We start from the raw sequence: 2952 nt of genomic DNA on the forward strand, positions 1-2952 counted from the left end.
CCCCAGTGCGTTTGGCCCCGGCCAAAAGCATGCCGGGGAGGAGCTGGTCGCCGTGCCGGGGAGGGGGTGGTGGCCGTGCGGGCGTGCGGTGGTCGCGGTGCGGGGGTGAGGTGGTCGCCGTGCGGGGATGGGGTGGTCGCCGTGCGGGGGTGAGGTGGTCGCCGTGCCGGGATGAGATGGTCGCCGTGCGGGGATGGGGTGGTCGCCGTGCCGGGATGAGATGGTGGCCGTGCGGGGGTGAGGTGGTGGCCGTGCCGGGATGGGGTGGTCGCTGTGCCGGGGATGGGGTGGTGGCCGTGCCGGATGGGTGGTCGGCACGGTGGGAGGGTGGCGGGGCTCGGCGTTTCGCGGTCGACGCGCCGTTTGTGAGGATTCGTACGGTTTGGTTGGGGGTGGGGCGGGTAAGTTGACTGGTTCCCGCGCGTCTTGCGCGGTTCGCGGTGCGCAGCGCGGTACAACACTCCTGTGGCAGGTGTGGCGAACGGTAGGTGGGGGCGGGCGCGGGGCGCTCGATTACGGCGCGCGCGGTCCGGCCGTGTGCGGCTGGCGGTGCTGGCCGCCGTCGCCGTGGTGCCGTTGGCCGCGGGCTATTCCGCCGCGATCGCACCCGCCGCGGCCCAGCCGAATCCGAACGTGGCACCGGGCACGGCCCCGGCCCCGGCGGCCGGTGCCACCGTGCAGCGCGCGGTGTGGCTGACCGACCGGCGCGTCGCGCTGTGGGTCAATTCGCCGTCCATGGGCGCTCCCGTGCAGGTGCAGCTGCTGCTGGCCCGCGACTGGAACATCCGGCCGGAGGCGCGCTTCCCCCTGCTGTTCATGCTCGACGGCCTGCGCGCCACCGACGACGAGAGCGGCTGGACCAAGGACGCCGGTGCCGTCGACTTCTACGCCGACAAGAACGTGACCGTGGTGCTGCCGGTCGGCGGCCAGTCCAGCTTCTACTCGGACTGGATCCAGCAGAACAACGGCAAGAACTACAAGTGGGAGACGTTCCTCACCAAGGAGCTGCCGCCGCTGCTGGAGAACCAGTGGCGGGCCACGAATGTGCGTGGCGTGGAGGGCCTTTCGATGGGCGGGACGGCCGCGATGTTCCTGGCCGGGCGCAATCCCGGCTGGGTGCGGTACGCGGCCTCGTATTCGGGCTTCCTCACCACCACCACGCTGGGCATGCCGCAGGCCATCATGTTCGCGATGCGCGACGCCGGCGGATTCGATGCCAACGCCATGTGGGGCCCGCCCGGTTCCGAGCAGTGGGAGGCGCACGACCCGTACGCGCTGGCGGACAAGCTGAAGGGGATCAGCCTGTACGTCTCGGCAGGCAGCGGCACCACCGGCGCCTTCGACAGCCCGAGCCCGGACCTGCCCGCGATCAGCACCAACTACGCGGGGATGGGGCTCGAGATCCTGTCCCGGCTGACCACCCAGAACTTCGTCGGCAAGCTGAACCAGCTGTCGGTGCCGGTGCAGGTGAGCTACCGCGCCTCCGGCACCCACACCTGGCCGTACTGGGATTTCGAGATGCGCCAGTCCTGGCCGCAGGCGGCCACCGCGCTCGGTGTCGAGGCCGCCGCGGGCGAGTGCAAGACCGGCGGGGCGATCGCCGGTGTGGCGGAGGCGAATCCGTGGCTCGGCGGCTGCGTGACGCCCGAGTACCAGGTCGCCGGGGGGACGGCGCAGGACTTCCGGGCCGGGCGGGTGTTCTGGTCGGCGGGCGCCGGCGCGTATCCGACGGCGGGCACGATCGGCGGGCTGTATCAGGCCGCCGCGGGCCCCGCCGGTCCGCTCGGACTGCCGATCGGCCCCGAGGCCCTGCTGGCGGACGGCCGCGGTCGCTTCCAGACCTTCCAGCGTGGCTCGGTGTACTGGACCCCGCAGACCGGTGCCCAGATCGTGCGCGGCGCGATCCTGCAGGAGTGGGGCGCGCAGGGCTTCGAGCGCGGTCCCGCGGGCTATCCCGCGGGCGCGGAGCTGAAGACGCCCAACCGGGACGGCGTGGTGCAGGGTTTCGAGAACGGCACCATGTACTTCAGCCCGAAGACCGGCGCGCACCGGCTGCAGGGGCTGATTCTCGGTAAGTACGCGCAGCTCGGGTTCGAGAACAGCCCGCTGGGCTTCCCGACCGGCGAGGAGCAGGGACTGAAGGACGCGGGCCGGGTGAGCACGTTCGAGGGCGGCAATATCTATTGGAGCCCGCTGTCGGGCACGTGGGCGGTGCGCACCGGGCCGATCATGGATACCTGGGCCCAGCAGGGCTTCGAGAACGGCCGGCTCGGCTACCCGATCAGCGACGAGTTCCCGGTGCCGGGAGGGGTGCAGCAGAACTTCCAGACCGGATTCATCGTCGTCCGCGACGGCAAGCCGGAGATCCACGGTATTTGACGAGTCCCTGAGAGCCGTGAGAATTGGCTGAGGCCACTTCCCGGGAATGCCCCGACCGCGCGGGTTACAGCTAGCCTGGACGGCGACCGTTGCCCTGTTGAACAGATCGAGGAAACGAATTCATGCTTCGGACCCGTGGAAAGGTAACCCGTGTGGCGGGCCGTGGCGGAGCCGCGACGGCGGCATTCGCCATCGCCGCCGCCGGCCTGCTCGCCGCCTGCGGTGACAACGATTCGACCGCGTCGAGCACGCCCACGCTGAAGCCCTCGACCACGTCGGCTGCCGGACCCACCCCGACGCTCCCGTCGGTGCTGCAGATCCCGCCGGAGGAGGGCGGCCAGGCCGCCCCGAGCACCAGCGCCGACGAGCGGCCGCAGCCGGTGGAGCCCACGGTGGCCTCCGGGTCCGCGCCGCTGTCGGCCAAGGACGAGGCCCTGGTGGCGGAGCTGAAGAAGCGCGGCGGGGGGGCGCCCCCCCCCCCCCCCCCGGCGCCCCCCCCCCGCCGCGTGGAGCGCGGGCGCGCCCCCCGGCCCCCACAACCACCCCCCCCCCCACCCCAACACCACCAGGGGG

The 2952-nt window shown here is 72.2% G+C and carries 1 protein-coding gene and 1 pseudogene; both read left to right on the forward strand.

Annotated features, from left to right (window positions below; all coding sequences use genetic code 11):
• The first annotated feature begins 465 nt into the window (after positions 1 to 465).
• Positions 466 to 2379, forward strand: coding sequence for an alpha/beta hydrolase-fold protein (locus QH290_RS05005; RefSeq protein ID WP_425303552.1), 1914 nt, complete (start codon positions 466 to 468; stop codon positions 2377 to 2379).
• 152 nt (positions 2380 to 2531) lie between these two features.
• Positions 2532 to 2952: pseudogene (locus QH290_RS05010) on the forward strand (hypothetical protein); the annotation flags it as partial.

Origin of the sequence: Nocardia wallacei (assembly GCF_029869545.1) — a bacterium.
Lineage (GTDB): Bacteria > Actinomycetota > Actinomycetes > Mycobacteriales > Mycobacteriaceae > Nocardia > Nocardia wallacei_A.